The sequence below is a fragment of the Rothia sp. (in: high G+C Gram-positive bacteria) genome, assembly GCF_030540545.1.
In the GTDB taxonomy this organism is placed as follows: domain Bacteria; phylum Actinomycetota; class Actinomycetes; order Actinomycetales; family Micrococcaceae; genus Rothia.
Genome location: NZ_JAUNVZ010000001.1, coordinates 72,262 through 98,145, shown reverse-complemented (window position 1 = coordinate 98,145; position 25,884 = coordinate 72,262). Strand labels below are relative to the sequence as shown.

20 protein-coding genes are annotated in these 25,884 nt (G+C 57.5%); 6 read left to right on the top strand and 14 right to left on the bottom strand.

The annotated features are described in order from the left end of the window. Positions 1-121 precede the first annotated feature (121 nt). The 7 genes from Q4P78_RS00470 to Q4P78_RS00440 all read right to left on the bottom strand — a co-directional run bounded on the left by Q4P78_RS00470 (position 122) and on the right by Q4P78_RS00440 (position 6,635). Positions 122-901 (bottom strand): L-threonylcarbamoyladenylate synthase, encoded by a 780-nt coding sequence (locus tag Q4P78_RS00470; RefSeq protein ID WP_303338345.1) that lies wholly within the window; start codon positions 899-901, stop codon positions 122-124. Positions 902-903: 2 nt separating this feature from the next. Continuing rightward, positions 904-1,509, bottom strand: a complete 606-nt coding sequence (leuD, locus tag Q4P78_RS00465; RefSeq protein WP_303338344.1) for a 3-isopropylmalate dehydratase small subunit — start codon at positions 1,507-1,509, stop codon at positions 904-906. After that, positions 1,509-2,951 carry a 3-isopropylmalate dehydratase large subunit gene (leuC, locus tag Q4P78_RS00460; protein ID WP_303338343.1) on the bottom strand — a complete coding sequence of 481 codons (1,443 nt, stop codon included), beginning with the start codon at positions 2,949-2,951 and terminating at the stop codon, positions 1,509-1,511. The genes leuD and leuC overlap by 1 nt, the downstream gene beginning before the upstream one ends. A 156-nt stretch (positions 2,952-3,107) precedes the next feature. Continuing rightward, positions 3,108-4,157 carry a 3-isopropylmalate dehydrogenase gene (gene leuB / locus Q4P78_RS00455; RefSeq protein ID WP_303338342.1) on the bottom strand — a complete coding sequence of 350 codons (1,050 nt, stop codon included), beginning with the start codon at positions 4,155-4,157 and terminating at the stop codon, positions 3,108-3,110. A gap of 43 nt (positions 4,158-4,200) precedes the next feature. Further along, positions 4,201-5,022, bottom strand: a complete 822-nt coding sequence (locus Q4P78_RS00450; RefSeq protein ID WP_303338341.1) for an HAD-IIB family hydrolase — start codon at positions 5,020-5,022, stop codon at positions 4,201-4,203. After that, positions 5,023-5,583, bottom strand: coding sequence for a YbhB/YbcL family Raf kinase inhibitor-like protein (locus tag Q4P78_RS00445; protein WP_303338340.1), 561 nt, complete (start codon positions 5,581-5,583; stop codon positions 5,023-5,025). Between the two features lie 116 nt (positions 5,584-5,699). Continuing rightward, positions 5,700-6,635, bottom strand: coding sequence for a carbohydrate kinase (locus Q4P78_RS00440; RefSeq protein WP_303338339.1), 936 nt, complete (start codon positions 6,633-6,635; stop codon positions 5,700-5,702). 345 nt (positions 6,636-6,980) lie between these two features. Between Q4P78_RS00440 and Q4P78_RS00435 the strand changes: the two genes are divergently transcribed. Next, positions 6,981-8,420: a glyceraldehyde-3-phosphate dehydrogenase gene (locus Q4P78_RS00435; RefSeq protein ID WP_303338338.1), complete on the top strand. Its 1,440-nt coding sequence runs from the start codon at positions 6,981-6,983 to the stop codon at positions 8,418-8,420. Between the two features lie 94 nt (positions 8,421-8,514). Here Q4P78_RS00435 and Q4P78_RS00430 read toward each other — a convergent pair whose 3' ends face one another. From Q4P78_RS00430 to Q4P78_RS00410, 5 genes are all read right to left on the bottom strand, one after another. Continuing rightward, positions 8,515-9,741, bottom strand: a complete 1,227-nt coding sequence (locus Q4P78_RS00430; RefSeq protein WP_303338337.1) for a putative glycoside hydrolase — start codon at positions 9,739-9,741, stop codon at positions 8,515-8,517. Positions 9,742-9,744: 3 nt separating this feature from the next. Beyond that, on the bottom strand, positions 9,745-11,448 hold the full coding sequence (gene pelF, locus Q4P78_RS00425; RefSeq protein WP_303338336.1) for a GT4 family glycosyltransferase PelF: 1,704 nt from the start codon (positions 11,446-11,448) through the stop codon (positions 9,745-9,747). A gap of 92 nt (positions 11,449-11,540) precedes the next feature. Beyond that, complete coding sequence (locus tag Q4P78_RS00420; RefSeq protein ID WP_303338335.1) at positions 11,541-12,905, bottom strand: hypothetical protein; 1,365 nt, start codon at positions 12,903-12,905, stop codon at positions 11,541-11,543. A gap of 355 nt (positions 12,906-13,260) precedes the next feature. Further along, a complete protein-coding gene (locus Q4P78_RS00415) occupies positions 13,261-14,325 on the bottom strand; it encodes an alcohol dehydrogenase catalytic domain-containing protein (RefSeq protein ID WP_303338334.1) in 1,065 nt (354 codons plus the stop codon). 151 nt (positions 14,326-14,476) lie between these two features. Beyond that, positions 14,477-19,381: an NAD-glutamate dehydrogenase gene (locus Q4P78_RS00410; RefSeq protein WP_303338333.1), complete on the bottom strand. Its 4,905-nt coding sequence runs from the start codon at positions 19,379-19,381 to the stop codon at positions 14,477-14,479. A 212-nt stretch (positions 19,382-19,593) separates the two neighbouring features. Here Q4P78_RS00410 and Q4P78_RS00405 point away from each other — a divergent pair, with 212 nt between their 5' ends. Then, complete coding sequence (locus tag Q4P78_RS00405) at positions 19,594-20,532, top strand: shikimate dehydrogenase (protein WP_303338332.1); 939 nt, start codon at positions 19,594-19,596, stop codon at positions 20,530-20,532. Positions 20,533-20,661: 129 nt separating this feature from the next. On the opposite strand, the gene Q4P78_RS00400 is transcribed toward Q4P78_RS00405, so the two are convergent. Both Q4P78_RS00400 and Q4P78_RS00395 read right to left on the bottom strand, forming a co-directional pair. Continuing rightward, complete coding sequence (locus Q4P78_RS00400; protein WP_303338331.1) at positions 20,662-22,002, bottom strand: MFS transporter; 1,341 nt, start codon at positions 22,000-22,002, stop codon at positions 20,662-20,664. A 713-nt stretch (positions 22,003-22,715) separates the two neighbouring features. Beyond that, on the bottom strand, positions 22,716-22,895 hold the full coding sequence (locus Q4P78_RS00395) for a hypothetical protein (RefSeq protein WP_303338330.1): 180 nt from the start codon (positions 22,893-22,895) through the stop codon (positions 22,716-22,718). A gap of 642 nt (positions 22,896-23,537) precedes the next feature. Between Q4P78_RS00395 and Q4P78_RS00390 the strand changes: the two genes are divergently transcribed. From Q4P78_RS00390 to Q4P78_RS00375, 4 genes are all read left to right on the top strand, one after another. After that, the gene (locus Q4P78_RS00390; RefSeq protein ID WP_303338329.1) at positions 23,538-23,942 is read left to right on the top strand and encodes a helix-turn-helix domain-containing protein; all 405 of its coding nucleotides are present in this window, start codon (positions 23,538-23,540) and stop codon (positions 23,940-23,942) included. Further along, complete coding sequence (locus Q4P78_RS00385) at positions 23,875-24,345, top strand: ImmA/IrrE family metallo-endopeptidase (RefSeq protein WP_303338328.1); 471 nt, start codon at positions 23,875-23,877, stop codon at positions 24,343-24,345. Before Q4P78_RS00390 ends, Q4P78_RS00385 begins: the two co-directional genes overlap by 68 nt. Positions 24,346-24,629: 284 nt before the next feature. Next, entirely contained in the window at positions 24,630-24,992 is a 363-nt protein-coding gene (locus Q4P78_RS00380) for a hypothetical protein (RefSeq protein ID WP_303338327.1), read from the top strand. A 28-nt stretch (positions 24,993-25,020) separates the two neighbouring features. Further along, positions 25,021-25,833: a peptidoglycan amidohydrolase family protein gene (locus tag Q4P78_RS00375; protein WP_303338326.1), complete on the top strand. Its 813-nt coding sequence runs from the start codon at positions 25,021-25,023 to the stop codon at positions 25,831-25,833. The last annotated feature ends 51 nt before the right edge of the window (positions 25,834-25,884 follow it).

Sequence of the window (25,884 nt, the reverse complement as noted above, 5' to 3'; positions counted from 1 at the left end):
AGTGTGGGGTGGCGCAGTTATGGCTCTTGCTATAGCACTTGAGCAAGGAGATAAATAAAAAGGGTGGCTGGGATACATGTGTATCCCAGCCACCCTTGTCAATAGTTAAGCGCGTATCGGCTTAGTAGTACTCGCCCTGACGGTAATCCCAGGAGGTGAAGTACTCGGAAAGGTTCATCATGATCTTGTCGATATCCAAGCCCTTACGAATCACCACGGGTGCCGGGGAGATAGAACGCTCACCGTTCTGGACAGGAATCAGCTTACCCTCAGCATCCACCATGGAGACCATGACGCCCTGCTCGTAGCGGGTCTCAACGGTCTTATCGGGCTGGATAGACGCCACGTAGTCATCAGCTTCAATGACCAGGTCAACATGGGACTCAATACGCTCACCAATACCCTTGAAGGAGCCGCGGTTACCCTTACCGGAGGGGTTAGCGGAGGAAGCGTAAACCATCTTGCCTTCGCTCCAGAGCTGAGCTGCCAGCTGCTCACCGGCAACGCCGAACTTAATCACGAAGCAGCTGGTGCCGCGTGCGTCGGTCATGAGCTCTTCGCGGCCATCGCCGTATGCCTTGAGCTTCTCGTATGCCTCGGGCTTCCAGGGCAGAATGCAACCCAGCAGCACGTCGTCATCCCAGTGCTTCTGGTAGAAAGCGTCAATCTCGGGGGTCAGCTGAGCCAGCTCGCGCAGCTCTTCCATGCTGCCGCACAGCACCACGCCGGGCTTGGAACGCTTACGTTCCTTCGCCTCGAACTTACGCTCCAGACCCGCCTTATCGCTGGTCATAATGATGTAGCCGACCTTGGTGGGGCAAACAATGCAGCCACCGTCGCCGCGCAGGATCTCCAGACCAGCCTCGGAAAGCTGACCGTCCCACTGAATGTGCTCTGCCATGGTTATTTCTCCTTCTCCTGCACCCAATAGGATGGGCGGTTTCTCTCATATTCGGCGATAAGGTCTTCGTACTGCAAGGTAATACCGATATCGTCCAGTCCGTGAACAAGTTTATTTTTCCACTCGGCATCAATCTCAAAATCGAAGGTGCCCACCGGGCTTATAATCTTCTGCGCGGGCAGATCAACGGTCACCTCATCCTCGGGTGAGAGGGAGGCAAGCGCCTGACGCACCTCAAGGGGCTGCACAATGGGCAGCATGCCGTTTTTTAGCTCGTTATTGTAGTGAATATCGCCAAAGGACCCGGCAATGACCACGCGGAAACCGTAGTCCTCCAGAGCCCAGGCGGCGTGCTCGCGGGAGGAGCCGGACCCGAAATTATCGCCCGTAATCAGAATGCGCGCACCGCGGTATTCGGGGCGGTTGAAAATGAATTCGGGGTTCTCGGTGTATTTATCATCCGTGTAGCGCCAGGCGTACATGAGGTACTTGCCGAAGCCCTTTTTATCGATCAGTTTCAAGAACTGCTTGGGTAGTAGCTGGTCGGTGTCGATATTGTCATTGAGCAGCGGCACGGTGGTTGCTGTAAAGACCGTGAATTTTTCCATTAGGCGACCGCCTTTCGAGTCTCATCTACCGCGCGGGCAGCATCCACACCGGGCAGTTCCGGCAGGTCGGCTGCCAATTCGCGCACGTCCACGAATCGGCCGGCAATAGCGGCTGCGGCTGCCATGGCGGGGCTGCACAGGTGCGTGCGGGAGCCAAAGCCCTGACGGTCCTCAAAGTTGCGGTTGCTGGTGGAGGCGCAGTGCACTCCGGCGGGTACCTTATCGGGGTTCATGCCCAGGCACATGGAGCAGCCGGGGTCGCGCCAACCAAAGCCGGCTTCTTTGAAGATTTTGTCCAGGCCGAGGGCTTCTGCGGCGCGCTTGACCGGTCGGGAACCGGGCACGACAATGGCGGTGAGCTTATCGCTAACCTTTTTGCCCTGCACGTAACGGGCGGCGAGCACCAGATCGCTCAGGCGCGCATTGGTGCAGGAACCGATAAAGACATAGCCCAGGTCGATATCTTCGAGTTTCTGACCGGGGTGCAGGTCCATATAGCTATAGGCGCGTTCGTCGTTCATATCGCGTGCGGCGGGGAATTCCTGACCGTATTCCACACCCATTTCGGGGTTGGTGCCCCAGGTTGCCATGGGGGCTAAAGTGGATACGTCAATTTCGATCACGCGGTCGTAGTGGGCGTCCTCATCAGAGACGAGGGTGCGCCAATCGGCGACGGCTGCCTCGAAGTCCTTGGGTGCGTGGGCGCGGCCGCGCACATACTCGTAGGTCTTTTCGTCCGGGTTCATGAGGCCCATTTTGGCGCCGAATTCAATGCTCATATTGCAGATGGTCATGCGCTCTTCCATGCTGAGCGCATCCACCGCCTCGCCCACATATTCCACGGCGTAGCCGGTACCTGCCGCCACGCCGTAGCGGGCGATGAGCGCCAGAATATAGTCTTTGGCGTAGATACCGGGTGCGGGCGTGCCCATAAAGCGCACAAGCATTTTCTTGGGCTTGACCTGCCAGAGGGTCTGGGTGGCGAAGACATGCTCCACTTCGCTGGTGCCAATACCGAAGGCAATAGCACCGAAGGCTCCGTGGGTTGCGGTGTGGCTATCTCCGCAGACAATGGTTTTGCCCGGCTGAGTGCGGCCGGATTCGGGACCGACCATGTGCACAATGCCCTGGTTGGAGCTGCCGTGCAGGGCGGTGTCAATGCCGAAGTCCTGCACATTGCGGGTGAGGGTGTCCAGCTGGGTTTTGGAGATCATATCGCGGATGGTGGTGATATCCACGGTGGGCACATTGTGGTCGGTGGTGCCGTAGGTCAGATCGGGGCGGCGCACGGTGCGTCCGGCTTCGCGCAGTCCCTGAAATGCTTGGGGGCTGGTGACTTCATGGATATAGTGCTGGTCGATGTAGATCAGCTGCGGTTCGCCTTCTGTGCCGGTGATAACGTGGCGTTCCCAGAGTTTATCGAGGATGGATTTGCCGCTCATTGTCCCCTCCTTCCGTTGTGGTGCGCCTGTGGCGCGAGTGTGCTTGATGATGCTTTTTCAGGGTATAAGGCGCCCGCTCTCCTTTTCAGGATGCGGACGCCCTATCTCATATTATGAACTTGTTGCCGGCTGTGCCGCGCGTGGCTCCGTGAGAGCTTAGAGAGCCGCCAGGATGGCTGCGGTCATCTGCTCGGTGCTTGCATCCCCACCCAGATCACGGGTGCGCACGCCCGATTCCAGGGCAGCCTGCACAGCGCCTTCAATCAGGGAAGCGGCGTCTTCACGATCGAAGGATTCGCGCAGCATCATAGCCACCGAAAGGATCATGCTAATGGGGTTGGCAATGCCCTGCCCTGCAATATCGGGGGCGGAGCCGTGAATGGGCTCGTAGAGGCTCGGTCCTTCGCCATGGCTTGCCGAGGGCATAACACCCAGGGTTCCTGCGAGCACGCTGGCCTCATCGGAAAGAATATCGCCAAAGAGGTTCTCGGTGACAATCACATCAAAGCGTGCCGGGTTGGTAATCATGAGCATGGCGGCGGAGTCCACCAGCTGGTGCTCGAGGGTTACATCGGGGTAGTGCTGGGCAACGTCCTCGGCAACAATTCGCCAGAGCTTGGAGGTTGCCAGCACATTCTGCTTATCAATGCTGGTCACTATACCCGCACCACCGGCAGCCTTGCGGGCGGCAGCCAGACGGAATGCCACGTGCATAATGCGCTCAATTTCAGCGCGAGTGTAGTCGTTGACATCGCGGGCGGAGTCGTCCTTGAGGGTGTGCTCGCCGAAGTAAATACCGCCGGTCAGCTCGCGCACCACGGTAAAGGAGACACCCTCAATACGCTCGGGCTTTAGCGGCGAGAGGTGAGAGAGGGAATCAAAGATACGCACGGGGCGAATATTAGCGTAAAGACCCAGCTGGGAGCGCAATGCCAGCAGACCCTGTTCGGGGCGCACGGGGGCATTATCGTAGCGGGGCGAACCAATGGCGGCGAGCAGAATAGCGTCGGCCGCGCGCGCGGATTCCAGGGTCTGCTCGGGCAGGGGGTGTCCGGCGGCGTCAATGGCGGCGCCACCGAAGGGCTGGGCGTCCAGGCTGTACTCGAAGCCGGTTTTTTCAGCCGCGGCTGCCAGTACGCGCAGGCCCGCATCCATAATTTCCGGGCCGATGCCGTCTCCTGCCAGAACGGTAATGCGTGCGCTCATTCTTTCACCTTCCGCAATTGATGCCGCAGATTTAGCGGCGTTCCTATAGCTTCAGGGTACCGTCCAGCAGGGCTTCAATAGTCTGAGCCACACCGTCCTGTTCAAATGCCGGACAGGTGCGTCCCACGGAGCGGATAAGTTCCGGGTTGCCACTGGCCATAGCAAAACCGGTACCCGCCCAATGCAGCATCTGGGTGTCATTGGGCATATCGCCAAATGCCATAACCTGGCTGGAGTCAATGCCGTGTCGGGCGGCAAAGCGCGCCAGCACCACACCCTTATTGACCTGCGGGTCGCCCATTTCTACCAGGGGTTCACCCACCACACCGCGCGTGACGAAGACATATTCGCCCACTAGGCGCTCAATCTCGCTCTGCAGCTGCGTAGGCTCTGCACCCTCCACGCGGATGAGGAATTTAATAATGGGTGCATCCCCAATCTCTGCCAGGGCGCGCTCAATCGTGGACTCAACCACGCGGGCACCCTCGAGCACTTCCCCACCCTCATAGGAGCCCTGAATATAGACGGTATCCAGGGTTTCCAGGGTGTAGGTTGCCTGCGGGTAGGCAGCCTGCAGAATGGTATTCACACGCTCAATAACCGCCGCGCTAGTGCCGTTGACCTCTTCAACCTCGTCGGTGCCCAGGTGGTAGAGCACGGCACCATTGGAGCAAATGGCGTAGGAGTCGAAGGTGGTCTGTTCCCTGAGCGGATCGAGCCAGCGGGCGGGGCGGCCGGTCACAAAGAGTACGGTCATTCCGGCGTGTTCGGCAGCTTGCAGGGCTGCTAGGGTGCGGGGTCGGAATTTAAAATCCCTGCCGATCACCGTGCCGTCCAGATCGGTGGCAATGAGTTTAATGGTCATTTATGCTGCGGGTTCTTCGTAGGTGACGGTCAGCTGGGCGCGGGCAATGCCGTGGCCAAAGAGATTGAAAGAAACCACGGCGGGAGTTGCCTCGTCGGTCAGTTCCAGAGCTGGGACATCTACCGCGGTGACGGTGAAGATATAGCGGTGCGGGCCGTGACCTGCCGGGGGTGCGCAGCCGACAAAACCGGGTGCGGAGGCATCATTGCGGTGTACCAGGGTGCCCTCGGGAAGCTCTGCCGAGTTGGCGTCTGCCGCCAGTTCGGTCACATGCGCGGGAATATTGCTCATGCACCAGTGCCAGAAGCCGCTGGGCGTGGGGGCGTCAGGGTCGTAGCAGGTGATAACAAAGGACTTGGTCTCTTCGGGGAAGCCCGACCAGGCAAGCTGCGGGGAGCGGTCTTCACCGCCAGGCACGCCAAAGAGCGCCGAGAGCATGGAGGCGGGTGCGGTACCGCCTTGAACAATATCGGTGCTGGTGAGCTCAAAAGTGGGCAGTTCGGGCAGACCCGCATAGGGGTCGCGGGGCAGGGGTGCGTGCGAGGTGTGGGCGTAGGACACGGGGCTTCCTTTCGGGTAGTACAGCTCGGTGATGTGTCAGGGATGGGTTTTGAGAAGAGGTGTGTATATAGATATTTTTCTATATACACACCTCTCTATATAACTCAGATTTCGGGCTAGAGAGCCAGAGCAGCGTTGAGCTCATCGCGGTTCGGCGGGTTCGCACCGGGGCGAGAAACCGTAATACCGGCAGCGGTCGCCGAGAAGCGCAGCAGCTGCTCAATATCCTCGCGGCCCAGGGCTGCCAGCTTGGTACGCGCATCGGCACCGCAAATATCGCGGTCAAGCAGAGCGGCAATCAGAGCAGCCATGAGGGAGTCACCTGCACCCACGGTATCGGCAACCTCCACCTTAAAGGCGCCTCGTTCAATACCCTCGGGGAAACGCTCACTAAAAGCAATGGGGCCGTCCGCACCGCGGGTAATAACCACCAACTCGGCACCCTCGCGCAGCCAGGCGTGCGCGGTATCAGCCAGGGAACGCTGGGGGTAGAGCCATTCAACGTCCTCATCGCTTGCCTTGACCAGAGCGGAAACGGCAATGAACTTCTCAACCCATTCGGCGGCAATATTGCGATCGCTAATAATGGTCGGGCGGCAATTGGGGTCGTAGCTAATGAGCGCCTTTTCGCGAGCTCGGCGCAGGGCGTCAATGAGCACGTGGGCGCCGGGCTCAAGCATGGTGGCAATGGAACCGGTGTGCAGGGCGGTGGAGGAGTCAATAACCTGCTGCATCTGCTCGGCAATATCGTCCAGGGACCATTCAATGTCGAATTCGTACTCGGCGGCACCGTCGGCACCAATATATGCCTGGGCGGTGGAGGTCTGCTCAGCACTGGGGGCAATGGGCTGAGCCACCGCGGAGGCATCCAGATGCTCCTGAATGCTCTTGCCGTACTCATCATTGCCAAAGTGGCCAATAAAGGAGGTTTCGTGGCCCAGGCGTGCGGCGCCTACCGCCACGTTCATGGGGGAACCGCCGGGGTAGGCGTGTGCTTCTTGTCCGGGCTTACGAACGATATCTACCAGTGCTTCACCGATTACAGTCAACATACTCCCTATTCTACTCGCCGGACTGTGCGCAGGTCACGGGGCGAACGTTGGCAAAAGCACATTTTTTATGAGCGGGCGCTCGGGGTGAAAATCTGTGTTTGTGTGGGTTTTTCGGCGGTTTTTCGGAGGGTTTGATTGGGTTTGCGTGGGTTCGTGTGGGATTGCTGGAAGGCGGAAAAATTACCGTCTTTTCCAACCCGAAAAACAGGCGTTCAGTGGTGCTCAACACGCTAGACTAAACATAAGAAGGCACCCACCCGGGTGCTTTAGACGCGGTCTCTTCTCACTCCTGAACCCAGGAAACCGCGTTGACGAGGAAGTCCTTATCAAGGAAGAAGGTCAAGAGTGACTACTGAAAACAGCCACGAACAGTGGATCGCACGTCAGGCTCAGGCAGAGCAGATGATTCCCCTGATCGGTACCCTCAACCGTGATAACGGTGTGGTGCTGAGCATCCACGGCCGCAGCCTGGTCAACAAGTCCGTTATTCAGCTGCTGAAGCTGCACGATGCAGCCTCCCAGATTGACGGCGCTCCCCTGAACCCGGCACACTCCCACGAACTGATTCGCGCCCTGACCGAGCTGAACCTGGGCCCCTGCTCCATTGATGTGGCAGCACTGCACCACGCTCACCGCGATGCCGGCTCCCCCGAGCTGGGCGCTTGGCTGCGCGAGCAGCTTGCCGACTCCCTGAACAAGTCCGGCGAGCAGGCTCCCACCCAGGACGTTGTCCTCTACGGTTTCGGTCGTATTGGCCGTCTGCTGGCTCGTATTCTGCTCGAGCGTTCCTCTTCCCTGGGCGGCAGCCTGCGCCTGCGCGCTGTGGTCGTGCGTAAGAACTCCGAGACCGATCTGCACAAGCGCGCATCCCTGCTGGAGCGCGACTCGGTACACGGCCCCTTCCGCGGCACCATTGAGGTAGACGAGGCAAACGACACCATTATTGCTAACGGTGTGCCGGTTCGTTTCATCTACTCCTCCGACCCGAAGACCGTGGACTACACCGAATATGGCATTAACGACGCCCTGCTGGTGGATAACACCGGCCGCTGGCGCGATGTTGAGGGTCTGAGCCAGCACCTGGAGCGCCCCGGTATTTCCCGCGTGCTGCTGACCGCACCCGGTAAGGGCGATATGAAGAATATTGTCTTCGGTGTGAACGACTCGATCATTACCGATGAGGATAAGATTCTCTCGGCAGCATCCTGCACCACCAACGCTATTACCCCGGTGCTGAAGGTTCTGGACGACCAGTACGGCGTGGCACACGGTCACGTTGAGACCGTGCACGCCTTCACCAATGATCAGAACCTGATCGATAACTTCCACAAGGGTGACCGTCGCGGCCGCTCCGCTGTGCTGAACATGGTTATTACCGAAACCGGTGCGGCAAAGGCTGTCTCCAAGGCTCTGCCCCAGCTGGAGGGCAAGCTGACCGGTAGCGCAATCCGCGTGCCCACCCCGGATGTTTCCATCGCCGTGCTGAACCTGAAGTTCAAGAACCCGGGAACTTCCAAGGAAGAACTGAACGAGCTCTTCCGCCAGGTCTCCCTCAATGGGCAGCTGCGCCGCCAGATTGGTTACTCCGATTCTCACGAGGCTGTCTCCACCGACTTTGTGGGTTCCCGCAATGCCGGCGTGGTTGACTCCCTGGCAACCGTGGTAAACGAAGACGGCGCTGTGCTCTACGTCTGGTACGACAATGAGTTCGGTTACTCCTGCCAGGTTGTGCGCGTTCTGGAGCGCATGGCGGGCGATTCCACTCCCTCCTACCCGGCACGCTAAGCACTAGCTTTTAGTGAGTAATACACCTGTGGGGCTCTCTCAATCTAGATTGAGAGAGCCCCACAGGTATTTTTAGGTGCTAAAAGCTCAAGGCTTATGCTTTGGTATAGACCACGCCCTGATGCGGTTGCAGGTACACCTGCTCCGGGGCGGTCTTGCCGTCCCAGGTCACCAGCCCGCGCGGCACAATAATGCCCACAGGCGACTCTCCAGCGTTGAGCGCCGCAAAACCACGAACAAACTCACGCAGGTACACGCCCTCATGGCTGGTGGGCGCATCCGAAGAAGAAAGAGGCGCGCCCAAATCCATGGACAGCTCGGGGCTAAAGGGGGTGCCGTTGTAGCTATCGTGACCGGTGGTAATCACACCGGTAAAACGACCCGCACCGAAGACCCAATAGGCGGCGAGCGCATAATCCAGATTCGGGTCGGAAATGCTGCTAGTGGTGCTGGGTACGCGCGTGCCACCCTCGTGTTTCTGAGGTGTGCGCAGCACGGTTACCGGGGCAACCTCATGCTTGACACCGTTTTTGTAGAGGGTGATTTTTTCCTTGGCGCCGGCGTAAATGCTTTCACCCTGCAGCAGGGTGTGGGAGCGGCTCAGGAAGGAGTCGCGGTCCCAGCCCATCCATACCTCTTCAAAGCCGCCACCGTAGGCACTGTGGCGCTTCCATTTGCCTTCGCGCAGGCGCGCCTCAGCAATATTGGGCACCAGAAGCTTACCGATTTTATTCAGCTCGCTTCCGGCGTAGCCCACCAGATCCTCTAGGCCCGCGCGGATGGTGACCATATCGTTGGCTTCGCTAATGGGCAGGTGCAGATTGTAGTAGTCGTTTTCCACGTCGTTATCCGCCATGACTCCGTCAAAGGGCGAATTGCGCATTTCATTGACCACGTTTTGGGTCCAGAACCAGCGGTAGTCGGGGTTCCAGACCTTCATCTGGAAATGCCCACCGTAGCCGTTCCATTCAATCAGGGAGCCGTCTTTACGGCGCGCGAAGAGGTCAATATTGCGGCTTTTGAGTAGTTCCTGCGCCTGGGCGTAGGAGACTCCGGAACTGTAAATCGGGCCTGGCTCGTAGTTGCGGGAGGAGGAGAGGCACTTATAGGCGAGCACCGTCATATTCGGTGCGTGCGTTTTGAGGTAGTGCGCTGCTTCTTTTTCCCAGGGCTGGATAATGGCAACTGAGTAGTGTTTGATAGCGAAGTCCAGCTGGGCACGGGTGATGGGGTCGCCACCGTAGCGTATCCAGGCTGCGTTAAGGCGCTGGGCGCCTGCGGGGGTTCCCGCAAGCGCCCAAGGGGTGTCGTTGGTCGGCACTGCTTATACGTCCTCCGCGGAAGCCCAGGGTAGGCGCTGCGGCAGCCCACCCAGCTTCCGGTAAATCTGGTTGTACTTGTCCATAACCAGCCGCAGCTGGAAGAATTTCTCAATGCGCTCGTAGGCGTTCACGCAATAGCGTTCGTACACCTCGGGGTTGTCCATGAGCAGCTCCAGCGCGTCGGCAAAGCCCTTGACGTCACCGGGCACGGTCAGGGTACCGCAGCCGTAAATCTCTTCGCCGCTATCGGTGTAGAGGGTGTCGCCAATCAGCTGCGACATGCCGCCCACATCAGTAGAAACCAGCGGGATCGAGGCTGCCATGGCTTCCAGCGCCACAATGGGCTGGCCTTCGTTGTAGCTGGGCATGACCAGCAGGTCGTATTCACCGAGCATCTGGCGCACGTTTACGGTGCCGTGGAAGGTAATGTACTCCCCCATATTCAGCTCTTCAATGGTGCGCAGGCACAGCTCGTAGTATTCGGGCAGGTGGTTGGTGGGGCCCAGTACATCCAGGTGGAAGTTCGTGCGGCCACTATCGCGCAGAATCGCCAGGGTGCGGATCATATCGGTCAGACCCTTAATGGGCACCACGCGCGCAATGAACACGAAACGCCACACGTGGTCCTTGCCTTCGCGCAGCAGGCGAGCGCGGGATTCAATGCGCTGACGGTATGCCGGCTCCACGCTCTCAATGAGCATGCCATTGGGCAGCACGATGGCGCGGTCTTCTTCGCCGGCATTGTACTGGTCGATGGGTGCGCCAATACCGCGGGCTTCTTCCAGAGCCTTGGGGTAAAGGTAGGTGACCATATCGGCACTGGGGTAGCAGAAGCGACCCATTTCCACGAACCAGTGGCTCCATGCGCGCTCGTCCAGGGTGACCGGGCCCAGTTCGGGGTTATCGCGCGGCTCATCGAAGAAGATGTAGTCGGTGGTTACCGGCTTTGCCATATTGCGTTCAAGCTTGGTGTTGACGGTATCGCGCACATAGAGGTTGTGCTCGGTCAGCAGGAAGCTGGTGCCGTTATCACGGGCTGCAGCCGCCGAGACCAGGGAGGCGTAGCCGGTGGTGTGCGCGTGGTATACGCGGGCGTAGGGCATGCGCTCATACAGCAGGGCGTAGAGAATGGAGACGAAGTCGCGCACCTTCCAGAAGAGCTCGCCCAGGGGTACCTGGGAGAAGAAGCCCCAGGTGCCCATTGCCTCCATGAATTCGCGGGTGCCCATGAGCGCCAGCAGGGAGTAGCTGCGGGTTGCGGGATTAATGCCCTCATCGTAGAGGTCCCAGAGGGGGTTTACGTCTCCTGCATGCATGGAGGCGATGGCGCCCATGAGGCGCTGGACCAGTTCGCGGCGGCCGCGGCTGTTCATGCGCAGCTGGGCAGGGTCGCATTCGCGGGCGAAGCCCTCACGGTTATCCGCCAGGGACAGGTAGACCATTTTGACCCATTTGACGTTCTTAGGCATGCCGTAGAGGTCTTCCTGGGGGTCGTTGGAGTCCCAGGCGATGTGGATAATGCCGTAGCTCAGATCGGGGTTTTCGGTGACGATATCGTGCACCACGGCGGACACGCCGCCCTTCAGGTACGGGTAGGTGGATTCCATGACGATGGCTACGTCCACGTCCGGGTAGTCCGGGTCGTGGTTGGGCTGCACATGCTGCGGCAGGCGAAGCGGTGCGTAGCTATTGCGATAGGTGGTCATCTGCGTGTTGTCTTTCATGTTGTGGCTTGCGGTGCTCGATCTCTGAGCCCGGCAAGCCCGGATAAAGAGTGCCGGCTCTTAGCGGGCAGTGTTTACCACGCCAGGGCGCGCTTCCAGAACAGGGAGTATTCCGGGGCTGCCCAGGCGCGGTGGTAAATGCGGTAGGCAGTAAAGGCGATGAGTGCATCGGCAACCATCAGGGGGATGTAGCCCCATTCGCTCGGGTTCAGGGCGAAGATAATAATCGCCGCCACCAGGTGCGCCGCGCCGATCAGCTGCACGGTAATGAACATGGTCATGTACTCAATCTGGTAGTTCAACAGGGTGATAACCAGGAAGAGGAATGCCACAATCAGACCGGAGAATGCCAAGGGGAAGGTATGCGGCAGGAAGATTGCCATGAGCACACCGGTAATGACCGAGCAGATCACGGCAAGACCCAGGGTGCGTGCCATGGCTCGGTTGGAGGTGCGCAGAATCTGGGCGGATTCGCGCTTCATCTGCGGCAGCGGGGTGGAGTCAAAGAGGGTCCACATGCGGGCAATGACCGAGTTAATGCTTTCGGCTTCGGCCACGAAGAAGTAGTTGTAGGCGATCACGGTGGGGATCAGGCTCAGGTAGATAGCGACCACGTCAATGGTGCCGTTGGCGGCAATAAAGAAGACGTATTTATCTGCCCAGAGCACCGAGCCGGTGAGGAAGCCGCGCAGGGCATCGCCTGCAATATTCTTCAGGGGCACAATGCGGAAGTGGAACAGGTGCGCAATATCCTTACCCAGGGCAATGAGCAGGATAATGGAGCCCACGGCCGGCGGCAGGAACCAGATCAGGGGGAAGAAGTAGAGTGCTGCGGTAAAGCCACCCCAGGCGATAGCCCAAACCCAACGGTTCTTGGAGAGGTTGGGGATCATCAGCAGCTGCGCAAAGGCAACATTGAGCACACCCAGGATCAGGAAGGTGATGAGCGCTTCGCTATTCCATCCCAGGATGAATGCCAGGGGCAGGGCGAAGAGCAGGGTCAGGGGTGCGGTGACCAGGAAGATGTACAGCCAGGAGCGGGTGAAGGCAGCAATATCGCTAATATCCTGGTAGCGGGCTTCAGCCAGGGATGCGCGCAATTCCTTTTCGAGCTGGAACTTGCGGCGATCGTGCGCGAAGTCCGCTTCAATACGCACTGCCTCGCGGGCGTCAGCAATAGCCTTGTGTTCTGCCTCGATGGCTCGGTACAGCGGCAGGCAGACCGCCTGGCTGAGCCAGGGAACGGTAATGGAGGCTGCGAGGATAATGCTGGTCAGGGAAATACCGCCGATAGACTGGCGGCTCATTTCGGGGGTGACCAGCGGGAAGATAGTCGTCAGGAGCGCAACCGGGCTGATGTAGAGGATGAAGCTCAGCAGCAGCTGGGCACGGCTCTCTGCGGGCGCGAGGGTTTCCTCGTGCTGAAGTTGATTAGTCAACGAAAGAAACTCTTTCTTCGGTGATGTCTAGTGTCGGAAGTAACCGTGTGGTTAGACGGCTACTGAAATTTTAGCGTATTTCTAAGACTGCACTTCTACTTCAAGTTAAATTAGAACACATCATAACTATATCTAAACTTCTTCCCGAACCTTATAAAACCCGCTACCTGTGGCATAAATAACAGATTTTGGGGGTTGTTGGGGTGCAGAAAACCCCCGTGACCTGCATAAATAGTCGGTCACGGGGGTTTTGGTGAGCAAGAGTGTCTATTTAAGCCTTGAGTTAAGATTCAATACTCTCTAAGCCTTATGAACAGCTCAAAACTCGGTATATTTAATGCTATTTAAAGCGCCTTTAGGGGCGGATCATCGACTTAATGGCGCGGCGCTCATCCATTGCAGCATACGCTTCTGCAGCGTCATCCAGGCTAAAGACCATATCAAAAACCTTACCCGGGTGAATCTCGCCAGCCTGTACGCGCTCCAGCAGGGGCTCAATGTAATCTCGAACGGTTGCCATACCGCCGCGCACGCCCACATTGGTGCCGAACATCAAGCCCAGATCCAAGGAGCCGCCCTCATGAGGTACGCCCACGAAACCGACCTGTCCGCCACCGCGAGCGGACTGAATAGCCTGAGCCATTGCCTCACGGGTACCCACGCACTCCAGCACGCAATCCGGGCCAATGCCGTCAAACATTTCCTTGAGGTGGTCCACAGCTTCCTGACCGCGCAGGGGCACAATATCGGTGGCGCCAAATTCAACCGCAAGCTTCTGGTTCTTCTCGTGGCGGCTCATCATCACAATGCGCTCAGCACCCAGAATCTTGGAGGCGATCACAGCGCACAGACCCACGGCACCGTCACCCACAATAGCCACGGACTTACCCGGACCCACACCGCCAGAAATAGCCGCGTGGTAGCCGGTTGCCATAACATCGGAGAGGGTCAGCAGATCCTTGACCTGCTCCTCATTGTGCTCATCGGCGCCGGGGACAACCACCAGGGTACCGTCTGCCAGGGGCACGCGAACCTTAGCGCTCTGACCACCCTCAGCATAGCCTTCGCCGGGCACACCCGCGCCGTACCAGCCCAGGTGCAGGCACTGGTTGGTCCAGCCGCGCTGGCAGTTAATGCACTCACCACAGCAAACGTAGAAGGGGGTAATGACGAAGTCGCCCACCTTGACGTTCTTTACGTTCGGACCCACTGCCTCCACAACACCAACGAATTCGTGGCCGGTGGGGCGGGGCTGCATACCCGCGCGGGCGGTGCGGTAGGGCCATACATCAGAGCCGCAGACGCAGGCTGCCACCACGCGCACAATAGCGTCCTTGCCGCTACCTGCGGGGTTGAGCTGGGGTTCGGGTACTTCGGCCACGCGAATCTGTTTGGGGCCGGTCAAAAAAGTTGCTTTCACACTTTTCCTTTCCGAAGACTCATCAAGAATCTTTGATATATTGCGTCCATCTATTATAGGCGCCTTCCTCAGACCCCGGATAATAGAAAAGGCGGGCTGGATACTATCCAACCCGCCTTTCATCTACAGGCTAAAAGCCTGAGCGCCTCTATTAGGAAGCGCTAGCCAGAGCGTGCAGAACCACAGAGAGCACTGCCAGGCGAGAGTATGCCTGGGTGTCGCGGTCTGCTTCACGCAGCTGCTCGAGCATGTAGTCGATACGAGCCACGCGAGTGGGGTGATCAGCAACCCACTCATCCAGTGCCTTCTGAGCGCTCTCAACGGTGTCGTACTGGCCCTCGGTCTCCTGTGCCACGGACAGTGCCAGGGATGCCACGGTCTCGTACAGGGAAGCGCGCAGGGACTGACGTGCCAGGGTCTCCCAGCGGTCATTGCGGCTCAGCAGCGAGATGTGAACCAGCAGCTCATCCACGCTGAAGCGGTCGTAAACTGCGTAGTAGATTGCTGCCAGGCTGACCGGATCCAGGCTGTTCTCCTGAGCAACGCGCACAACATCCAGCAGGGCGTAGCCTTCCAGACCGCGGATCCAGATCACGATCAGTTCCTCGGGCAGACCCAGTGCCTCACCCTCGACACGCTTTGCGTGAACGCGTGCGTGAGAGAGCTCGGAGAGGTACTGAGGCAGGTTACGGCGCAGCTGAACCAGAGCGCCGAAGTCCTCGAGCATCTGATCGATGGTAATGCCGGCAACCACACCGCGCTCAGCGATGAACCAGCGTACCGCACGGTCCAGCACACGCTGGTTATCGTGCATGATCTTGTGCCATGCCTCAACCGGGAAGGTTGCGGGCAGTTCGCGGTGCAGCTTAGCAGCCACGCCAAGCTCGAAGAGCTCGCGAGCAACCACGAAGGCGCGTGCTACAGCATCCACGCCAGCGTTGGTTTCTTCCATAGCGCGGAATGCGAAGGTGATACCGCCCAGGTTGACCATCTCATTAGCAACGCGGGTGCAGATGATTTCCTTGCGCAGCGGGTGCGAATCCAGCTCATCACCGAAACGCTCCACCAGAGCCGCCGGGAAGTAGGAGCGCAGTACGGACTCCAGGTAAGGATCATCAGCGAAGGAGGTCTGCTCCAGTGCGTGGGTCAGGTAGATCTTCACGTATGCAGCCAGCACCGAGAGCTCGGGGCGGGTCAGCAGCTCGCCGTTATTGGCGCGGCGCTCACGCAGCTGTTCGTCGGTGGGCAGGAATTCCACGGCGCGGTTCAGGCCGGCTTCCTTCTCCAACAGGTGCATCAGGCGGATGTACAGGTTTGCGCCCAGAACGGTCTCGTGGAACTCGCCCTGCAGCAGAACGTTCTGCTCCACATTGGTTTCCAGAACCTTCTTGCCGACCTCATCCTGCAGGGATTCGATGAAGGCTGCACGCTCTTCAGCGTCGAGCTTGCCGTTGGCAACCAGACGGTCCACCAGAATCTTAATGTTCACCTCGCGGTCGGAGGTTTCCACACCTGCGGAGTTGTCGATTGCGTCGGTGTTGAGGATAACGCCATTGCGTGCAGCCTCAATACGACCCAGCTGGGTGAAGCCCAGGTTACCGCCCTCGCCCACGATGGTGGCGCGCAGTTCGTTACCGTTCACACGCAGAGCGTCGTTAGCCTTATCGCCCACCTGTGCGTTGGTCTCGGTGGAAGCCTTCACGTAGGTACCGATACCGCCGTTGTACAGCAGGTCAACCGGTGCCTTCAGGATTGCCGAGAGCAGCTCGTTGGGGGACAGTTCGGTGATTTCGGCGTCCAGACCCAGTGCCTCGCGCACCTCGGGGGTGATCTCGATGGACTTCAGGCCGCGAGAGTACACGCCACCGCCGGCGGAGATCAGCTCACGGTTGTAGTCCTGCCAGGAGGAGCGGGGCAGGTCGTACAGGCGCTGACGCTCTGCAAATGCCACGGCTGCATCCGGGTTCGGATCCAGGAAGATATCGCGGTGGTCAAAAGCAGCCACCAGGCGGGTCTTATCCGAGCGCAGCATGCCGTTACCGAACACGTCGCCGGACATATCGCCAATACCAACAGCGGTGAACTCTTCAGCCTGGCAATCGCGACCCAGCTCAGCGAAGTGACGCTTGACGGACTCCCATGCACCGCGTGCGGTAATACCCATTGCCTTGTGGTCGTAACCGACGGAACCGCCGGATGCGAAGGCGTCGCCCAGCCAGAAGCCGCGCTCCAGGCTAATTGCGTTTGCGGTATCGGAGAATGCGGCGGTACCCTTATCGGCTGCCACCACCAGGTAGTAGTCGTCACCATCGCGTGCCACGATACCCTCGGGGCGCACAACGGTCTCGGTGCCGTCTGCCGCTACGGAGAGGTTGTCGGTGACATCCAGCAGGGAGCGGATGAAGACCTTGTAGGACTCGCGACCCTCGGTGATCCATGCATCGCGGTCGATTGCCGGGTCCGGCAGCTGCTTGGGGTAGAAGCCGCCCTTTGCACCGGTGGGGATAATAACGGAGTTCTTGACCATCTGCGCCTTGACCAGACCCAGCACCTCGGTGCGGAAGTCGTCACGGCGGTCGGACCAGCGCAGGCCACCGCGAGCCACGGAGCCAAAGCGCAGGTGAACGCCCTCAACGCGCGGGGAGTACACGAAGATCTCGAACTTGGGGCGGGGCAGCGGTGCGAAGTCGATCTCCTGAGGAGCGACCTTGAATGCCAGTGCCTCGCGGCCCAGGTATGCGTTGGTACGCAGGATTGCCTTGATGACCTTGGTCAGCGAGCGCAGGTAGCGGTCAGCGTCCAGGGTGGGGATCTTGTTCAGGTCTTCGCGCAGGGCTTCGAGGATCTCTTCACGGCGTGCATCGCGTGCTGCCTCGTCCAGGCCGTTGGAGGGGTTGAAGCTCACGTCGAAGAACTCGATCAGTGCGCGGGTGATGGCAGGGTATGCCAGCAGGGTGTTGGACATGAAGGAGGGGGTGTAGCCCAGGCCCAGCTGAATCAGGTAGTGGTTGAATGCACGGAAGAAGCGCACCTGCTCCCAGGAGAGCTTCTCGACCAGGATCAGGCGGTCCAGGGTGTCGGAGTCGCGCAGACCCAGCAGGTATGCGTTCAGCGCGTCTTCGTACAGACCTGCAACTTCCTGCGGGTCTACGCCCTCGGGGAACTCTACACCGAAGTCGTACAGGTAGCTGTACTCTTCACCGTCTTCGGGGGAGAACTCGTAGGGCTTCTGGTCTACGACAACCAGACCCATGTTCTGCATAACGGGCAGCAGTTCAGTGAGGGTGTGCGGAGTGGACAGATAGGTCTTCAGACGGGTAGTGGCTTCGCCGGTCTCGACCTTGATTGCGGCGGGCTTGGTAGTCTCGCCCGAAAGGGATTCAAAAATCACAATATCCTCGATTGCATTTTCTACTTCGTAGTCGGCACGGTAGGTTGCCGGCGCTGCATTCGCCCAGACGGATGCAAGCTGGCGGCCTTCCACACCAGGTTTCCATGCCTCAAGAGCGGCTGCGGTGGCTTCCTCCCAGGAGCGGGTGGCTGCCTGCAGTCGCTGCTCAAGAGCGTTGATATCCGTGTCCACGCGGGCGTTGGGGTTCGCCAGGTGAATACGGAAGTATATGCGCGCCAGCGACGAGGACGATAGGTAAATATCGTGGTCGATGGCGATCAGGTCAAATTCCTCGCGGAAGACCTGCTGGATACGGTTCCGGACCGAGGTGTTATAGCGGTCGCGCGGCAGATAGACCACTGCCGAAATAAAGCGACCAAAACGGTCCGGGCGAAGGAAAAGTCGGGTGGCGCGGCGCTCCTCCAGACCGAGGATGCCGCGGAAAGTCTCCGTCAGGGAGGCAACGCCGGTCTGGAAAAGTTCCTGACGCGGGTAGTCCTCTACAGCACCCAGCAGGGCGCGGTCGGAGTGGGATCCGGTGTAAATACCCAGGCGGCGGCGCATGGTGGCGATACGTTCGCGCACCAGCGGGGTTTCTACCGCCGGCAGGGAGTATGCCTGGCGGGTGAACAGGCCAAGAATAACGTACTCACCAATCACACGACCGGTGGGGTCAAAACGGCGCACACCAATATAGTCCAGGTGCTCGTGACGATCCACGGTGGAACGGCTATTTGCCTTGGTCACATACAGCGGACTGGGGAACAGGGCACGCTCGAGCTCTTCACCTTCCAGGGCGATGGCGTGGGTGCCTTCGGAGGCGCGCAGTACACCCAGGGTGCTACCGGGCGTATCGCGCAGCTCAATATGACCGGACTGGGAGGTCAGTTCGCGGGTTTTAACGCCCAGAAAGAGGAAGTTGCCGCGGGTGAGCCAGCGTAGGAAATCCTGGGCAATACTCACGCGGGATGCCGGTTCGCTCGAGCCGGCGTGGTGAGCGTAGTAGTCGGTCAGATTGCCGCCCAGAGCCACGCCGTGCAGGGCGTTCATGGAGTCGGCAATATCGTTAACTCGCTGGTGCATTGCCTGGGAGTCGGCATTGCTCAGGCGCACATCCTTGAGGATCTTCTCAACCTGCTGGCGCAGCTGCAGCCCGGTGAAATCATCCTGGGTTTTGCTGAGCAAAATAGCGATCCAGGATTCCACGGTGGTGGTAGAACCAGCCGGGGCGTCTGCTGCAGGGCCCACAATACTCATGCTCATGGAGGCGGTGTCGCCATTATTGAGCGGGCGCTCCAAATCGATACGCTTGGCGCGCAGAATATTGCCCTGCGCGTCGCGATCTACGGTAAAGATGGGGTGAAAAATTGCTGCGATTCCGCCGTAATTGGAGGATACTTCGGCAGCAATGGAGCTGAGCAGGTAGCCCATATCTTCGGTGACCACCATGAGCACGGTCAGATCATCGCGGGTTTCTACCGCAATTTTGGGGGCATTGAGCTCTCGCTGGGAGGCAAGGGTGTAGTGGGAGCAGGCAAGGTTCTTTAATTCGCGCTCAGTAAAGCGGTCCCGGTCGCCGGCGGGACTATGCCGGTAGTATTGTTCCACCCAAGCCTCCGCTCGGGTGGTGTCTTCGAAGCGGGTCTTAGCCTCGTCGTTCACCACTTTTCTACCTTCCGAAAATTAGGCTCACTACACTGTGATCTGGTCTGTCTGTGTTACACAATGGTCGTGTCCTTCTAGCTTATACCTTCGGGCGTGTCGCAGCGCTCTTTTGAGGGGTTTTTAAGGGTGGAATTTATTCCGGCATCGGGAAGTTTTAACTCCAGCCCTGCATATCCTCGCATTCTGAGCGGCTCTAAGGGTATATATAGACCATGAGCTTAAGAGAAGAATCTTTCCTGGTGGGCCTCATCGGTGACGGCATTACCACCTCCCTCACCCCTCCCATGCACGAGGCGGAAGCTAGCGAACTGGGCTTGCGCTACCTCTATCGACCCATTGATTTAGACGCCCTGAACCTGGATGCAGCATCTCTACCGGCTCTACTGGATGCCGCTCAGCTACTGGGCTATAACGCTTTTAATATCACCCATCCCTGCAAGCAATCGGTCATGGAATATGTGGATGAGCTCAGCGAAGATGCCCGAGCTCTGGGCGCCGTCAATTGCGTGCTCCTGCATGAGGACGGCACCCGTTATGGCGACAATACGGATTTTTCGGGTTTTATGCGCGCACTCTCCTGGGGTCTGCCCGAGGTTGCTGACTCTACCCGAGCACTGAGTGTTACGGTACAGCTGGGTGCCGGAGGTGCCGGTAGCGCAACCGCTTACGCCCTGCTGAAAAAGGGTGAAGAGCTGGGTCTGGGGACTTCTGAGGCGCGCGCACAGCAGCTCTATATTTTTGATCCGGATGCCGCCAAGAGCGCGGAGCTGATTGAGCGTTTAAGGGCGCGATTCCCCCAGGCTCAGATTGACTCGCTTGAAAGTGTTGAGCAGCTTGGCGCGGCACTGAAGACAGCGCACGGTCTGGTCAATGCCACCCCTATTGGTATGCATGTGCACCCGGGCATTCCCCTGAACCCGGCACTACTGCACTCCGGTCTGTGGGTCGCCGATGTTATTTATCTACCCCAGGAGACCGAACTGATTCGTGCGGCCCGCGCTGCCGGGTGCGCGGTACTACCGGGTGGTTTTATGGCGGTCGGTCAGGCAGTGGATGCTTTTGAGCTCTTTACCGGCTCTGCCGCCAATGCTGAGCGTATGAAGGCTCATTTTGAGCAGCTTCTGGCGCAGCAGCAGGGCATTAAACTCTAGATCCAACTCTCGGGCGCGGAGTATATAAGGGGTGTGAACGACATATGCCATTCACACCCCTTATATATTGAATTCATCTATATAAATATCAATCTATATACCTGATTTTTGGAGCAATAGAGACCCTCTTTAACCCTTAGTGACAGCCAAGGACTCATCCAACTCAGCCAGGGTCTTACCCTTACCCTCGAGTGCAGTCCACGCCGCCCCAACAACCAGCAGGCACATTGCCACCACAAAAATCGAGGGACCGACAGCATCCTGCAGGGCGGGCCCGGCGTAGATAGTAGCAGCCCAGGGGGCAATGCCCCCGGAGAGTGCAAAACCAATCTGAGTGCCCAGCGCCAGGCCGGTCACACGCACACTGGTCGGGAACATTTCAGCATAGAAGACGGGCCATACACCGTTTGCCAGGGAGTAGAGCGCGCCGTGCATGAGCATACCGAATCCAAAAATTCCAACCCAGTTATGATCAGCAATAGCCTGCAAATAGGGGTACATGACCAGGGAGGCAGTCAGGGCACCGGTGATAAATACGGGTTTGCGCCCGAAGCGATCGGCGAGCACGGCTGCAACCGGGATCATGAGCAGACCCACCGCATTGGATGCCACGGGAACGATGAGCATCTGAGTTTGGGGCAGACCGTGACCCTTGGTGGCATAGGAGAGCGCGAAGGTCGTGAACACCATATTGACGGTATTAACCATGGCGCAGAGTGCCACGGTAATAACGGCACGCTTATGGTGTATAAAGACGCGCTTGAGCGGCGGCACGCTATCGCGCACCTGGTTCAGGTACGCGGGAGGTTCCGCCAGGCGACGGCGAATAATATAGGCGGTGACAACCACCAGTGCCGAGAGCCAGAAGGGTACACGCCAACCCCAGCTCAGCAGCTGCTCTTCGGAAAGCAGAGAGGTAAAGGGAATATAGATTGCGGTGGCAATCAGAGAACCGAATTGGGTACCCTGCAGGGTCCAGCTGGTAATGAAGGCACGGCGATTTTCGGGTGCGTGCTCCAGGGATACAGAGATGGCACTGGATTGTTCGCCGGCTGCCGAGAGTCCCTGCACCATACGGCAGATTACCAGCAGGATCGGGGCGAATAGTCCCACCTGAGAGTAGGTAGGCAGGCAGCCGATAGCGAAAGTGGCTCCACCCATGAGGAAGAGGGTGAGCATAAGAACAAATCGACGACCGTAACGGTCACCCAACGGCCCCATAATCATCGCACCGAAGGGCCGCACAATATAGGCAACACCGATGACGATCATGGATTTGAGGATGCCAATGGCGGGTTCGTCTTCGGGGAAGAAGATTTTATTGAGAACCAGCGCTGCGGCTGTACCATAGACCGCGAAATCATAGTATTCTAGGGCGGATCCGATCCAGCTGGCAAGGGCGGCTTTGCACGGTGATTTGGGTTGATTTTCCGGGCGGGAGTCGGCCACTGTGCCGTCAGTGCGTGTCACCGGGGGTCCTTTCATCGGTTCTGTGCGTGCCATGCCCCACCCAACGGGCGGGCATGTCTGCCTTTATTGTAAACCGGAACCTGAAATCCTACCAAGGCATGCCTTATCACCATATACTGGGTATACCTGCATCTAGCTCACTATAGTTTGGAGTGATTTCATTGCCTATCCCATCATTCTTCTACTTTCCCAATGACCCTCCAGATGCAACATGCCTTAATGCCTATCATCCACATTATGGCCCCGACAACCCACCTATAGGGTACTATCTAGATAAAAATTTCTTAGACATACACCCAATATTATTAGGGATTATTATAAATATCCTTATTCTAACTCTTTATTACACCTTGAATAAATGGAATTGTGATGGTGACACTGATATTTGGGGGAGAGTAATTAAATTTATACTCGCCCCAATTGCAATATCCATCCCACTTGGCTTAATACTTGCCACCACACCTCTATGCTACTCACCTGGGCATAGGGCAATAATAGAGATAATATGGCATAACAGTACTATTCATTTACACCACCCCTCGAGTTCTACACACCAATAAGTATAAATTCTCAGTTTTACCTCTTATTGAAGCTATCCTGGCACTCACCCCAGCATATATTATTACATATATTTTATAACCTCACTCACAGATAATGTATGGGTGGAATATAGAAAAAATTCAACACCCACAAAAGTCCTGTGGAGCGCAATGCTACCAACGGTTGGGGCGGGCACGGCGAGGCGCCGGTCGAGCCGAGCCATGAGTGCGAGCGCGACGGGCAGTAAGGAACGCCTCCAAACCCGCATCGCACACAGTGTTTTCCTGGGCTGTACGGGTCTTAAGGTCACGGTTCTTCTTCCGATACTCGCGCCAATGCTTAGTACAGTACATACGACCTGCGCAACGTGCCGATTCATCAATCTCAGCCCCACACACCCCACAATTGGCGTGCATAAAATGTACCGGGTGCGCCCGTGTTGGATACACACGGTTTGTAGAGGTACGTTTTGACCCGGGGTTAACCGGCAGATATACACGCGGAGAATCCAAGGGAACCGTTCCGGGTCGTACATGAATGCACACCGTGCAGCGGGTATAGATAGGGCTCCATTGATTCTCAACCTCAATGATCTCCCCATAATTTTCCGGGCGTATACTGCATGCCATCAGGGGTTTACCGGCGGTGCGCCAGCATTGGGGACATATGGGTAGGCCTACACCCCGATTCGATACGCCCAATGCATTGTGTCGTTCACGGGCTCGATGTCGAGCCCAGCAGGCTGAGCAACCGGGTGTTTTTCCGGCGTAGGGCACACCGCATCTACGGCAATATCCATCTGTGCGAAAAGAGCACGTACCCTGACTTATATTTCGACTCATTGTTCCTCCTAGGAGATCCTGTTTTCAGTAGGTGGCTCCCATTGTGAGACAACTTGACCCATTAAGTCAATCAAGTGACGTAATTTTTGCGTCACATTCTGTCATATTCCACCCGAATGACCGATATTCCGCGTCACGTGCTACCCTGAATCTATGACTATTGGCGAGTACATTAAAGAAAAAACCGGCCTCTCCCAGCGTGCTCTCGCGGCTGAACTCGGCATCAACCACAATGCGATTCAGCGCCGCTTCTCCGGGGCTGGAACTATGGATGTTCAGACCCTCGTCATGATTGCCGACCGCTATAACCTGGATTTGCTGGAGCTGATGGTGCACAGCAACCTGATTAGCGCTCAACGAGCCGAAAGTCTGCGCGGCACGTCCCTGCAGGATGCCTCCAATGAAGATCTGACCGCAGAACTGCTGCGCCGCCTCAATGCTTCCGATAGTGCAGCAGTACCCGTACATCAGGCACGCAACTACTCCGCTGATGATTACGCCCTGGCGGCTAAGCGAGGTACCGTGCACAGCTCAGAGGAGGGGTTCTTTGACGCTTAGTTATGACCCGGAAGAACACGCCCGAGAGCTGGGAGTGGATATTGTGTGGGGACATCCTGGTGTCGGCATACTCGGTAGATACGACCATGACACCCGCACCATCGTGTTAGAACCATCTATGAGTTCTCGGCAAACTCGTTCCGTTCTTGCCCACGAACTGATTCACGCCGAGCGCGAGGATGAACATAACGCCATTGATAGCTTTGAGAGCACCAAGAGGGAGAACTACTGCGATCTTAAAGCGGCGGAGAATCTCATTGATCGAGCGGATTTGCTAACTATCGCCGCCATGTACCCCTCGGATTTACCCAAAGTCGCTTACGAACTGGGCGTTATGCCCGATTTGCTCACAATATATCTTCGAAAGCATCCCCTCCCCAGAGGAGATGAGGACTTCTCATAAAACACCACACGGTGCCTGTTTCCATCAGGGAAACAGGCACCGTTTTTCTATGCGTACAGCCCGTTTTTGCTCCACAGGACTTTTGATGGGCTTTCTTCATACAGTAAAGATATCTTCTTTGGATAACGGCTCCCGAAGCGCTAAAGGTTTCGGATCGGCACCGAGAAGTTAGCGTCTCTACCCCCTACACGGGTAGAGATGCGCCTAGTAAAAATTCACCGGCTGCGGGGTATCTGTTTTGGTACCGACAGAGCCCCGCAGCCCCCTATTGCCAAGGAGACATAATGGCTAATCCTACCTATGATGCAGCTGCTCGAGCTATTGACGAGATTCTGCATGAGACCTTTATTCGTGATGGCGCACCCGCCAAGGCGCGATTCCATGATGCTAAGACCGCTTCTATTGCAGGTGAGCTGGAATGGGTGGACACTAACTTTCTGAATATTCATAAGAAAATTGCGCATCTGAAGGCACAGACCGAGCGTAACCAGCGTGCACTCACCGATAGGCTCAGCTGGCTGAAATCCCGTGCAGATATTAACTGGGGTGGCATTTTTGAGATGTACTCGTATAGCGGCCGTACTGAGGATTTGAAACCCGGTGTGCTTCCTCTGCTTAAGAAGCTCAAGGCTCAGAAGAGCCACTAACCCGTACCGATATATAAGGAGATATACTATGTCAGCAATTGATACTGCCCTGGAATGGATGAACTCCCGTAAGGGCAAAGTGCACTACTCTATGACCGCTCGACTGGGTCCTAATTCCTATGATTACAGCTCAGCCGTATACCTGGCACTTAAGCATGCCGGTCTTATTCCGGCTGGAGAGTCTGTAGGTAATACGGATACTCTTTTCGGTACCCTTGAACGTGCCGGCTGGACCAAGGTAGCCCGCGATCATACGGGTGGCTACCCGGCTCGTCGAGGCGATATCTTTATTTGGGGTGTTCGCGGAGCATCTTCGGGGGCTGCCGGTCATACCGGCTTTTTCCTGGACGATCACGATACGATTATTCACTGTAATTACGGGTATAACGGTATTAGTGTGAATCCGCACGATACCATTTGGGTTGCCAATGGAAGCCCTGCGGTGACGATTTATCGTCCGCCCGCCAGCGCCCTGGGTCAGGCCACCAGCCAGGGGGATGATGTGTACCGTCAGGTCAAGACTGCTTTCAACGATGCTCTCAATCGTAGCTTTGTGCGTCAGGGAGAATCTGCGAAACAAATCTTTGGTGATGCTCGGCTAAAGTACCGTGAAGTCTTTGAATGGCTAACTCAACAGTACCTATGCGTGGAGAAATTGGTTGAGGAGTGTGAACGTCTTCAGACGCAGCTGCACACCCAGAATATGCAGCTGCTGGAGCACAGCATTAAACGCTACGATGAGGTGTGGGCGGGTATTTTTACCCAGCATTCCCTCACCGGTAATCCTGCGGATGCGCAGCCCGGTATTCTGCCGATACTGGAGCCTATGGTTAAGAAGTAATCGCTCACGTTGAAAGACCAACCCATTAAATATGTAGGTCCCTGTCATCTC

Coding starts and splice junctions, on each gene's coding strand:
- Q4P78_RS00470 (WP_303338345.1), bottom strand. CDS start 901: ATGGCAGAGCACATTCAGTGGGACGGTCAGCTTTCCGAGGCTGGTCTG.
- leuD (WP_303338344.1), bottom strand. CDS start 1,509: ATGGAAAAATTCACGGTCTTTACAGCAACCACCGTGCCGCTGCTCAAT.
- leuC (WP_303338343.1), bottom strand. CDS start 2,951: ATGAGCGGCAAATCCATCCTCGATAAACTCTGGGAACGCCACGTTATC.
- leuB (WP_303338342.1), bottom strand. CDS start 4,157: ATGAGCGCACGCATTACCGTTCTGGCAGGAGACGGCATCGGCCCGGAA.
- Q4P78_RS00450 (WP_303338341.1), bottom strand. CDS start 5,022: ATGACCATTAAACTCATTGCCACCGATCTGGACGGCACGGTGATCGGC.
- Q4P78_RS00440 (WP_303338339.1), bottom strand. CDS start 6,635: ATGTTGACTGTAATCGGTGAAGCACTGGTAGATATCGTTCGTAAGCCC.
- pelF (WP_303338336.1), bottom strand. CDS start 11,448: ATGACCACCTATCGCAATAGCTACGCACCGCTTCGCCTGCCGCAGCAT.
- Q4P78_RS00405 (WP_303338332.1), top strand. CDS start 19,594: ATGAGCTTAAGAGAAGAATCTTTCCTGGTGGGCCTCATCGGTGACGGC.
- Q4P78_RS00395 (WP_303338330.1), bottom strand. CDS start 22,895: ATGTACTGTACTAAGCATTGGCGCGAGTATCGGAAGAAGAACCGTGAC.
- Q4P78_RS00390 (WP_303338329.1), top strand. CDS start 23,538: ATGACTATTGGCGAGTACATTAAAGAAAAAACCGGCCTCTCCCAGCGT.
- Q4P78_RS00385 (WP_303338328.1), top strand. CDS start 23,875: ATGATTACGCCCTGGCGGCTAAGCGAGGTACCGTGCACAGCTCAGAGG.
- Q4P78_RS00380 (WP_303338327.1), top strand. CDS start 24,630: ATGGCTAATCCTACCTATGATGCAGCTGCTCGAGCTATTGACGAGATT.
- Q4P78_RS00375 (WP_303338326.1), top strand. CDS start 25,021: ATGTCAGCAATTGATACTGCCCTGGAATGGATGAACTCCCGTAAGGGC.